Source organism: Corynebacterium sp. HMSC056F09, assembly GCF_001815785.1.
Classification (GTDB): Bacteria; Actinomycetota; Actinomycetes; order Mycobacteriales; family Mycobacteriaceae; genus Corynebacterium; species Corynebacterium hiratae.
Genome location: NZ_KV821980.1, coordinates 1 through 284 on the forward strand (window position 1 = coordinate 1; position 284 = coordinate 284).

Genomic DNA, 284 nt, shown 5'->3' on the forward strand with positions numbered 1-284 from the left:
CCAACAGGTAACAGTGTCAAGAGTGACGTTGCTCACCCACCCATGACCTAAGTCAGGTCCTGATCCGACCTGTTGAAGCTTTTTCGACCCTCGATGCTCAGACCACACCACCTGAACTGCCGTCGCCCCGGAAGCGGTCTTGACAGTGCGAATGTATGGACTCACAAAATCAGACTACCGGCTACCCCCGCCGATACCCGCTTAGTGCCGAAAAAACAACCACCACAACACCAAACCCCCAGGCCACAATGTCAAGGGTGACCTTCATCACCTAACCGTGAGCC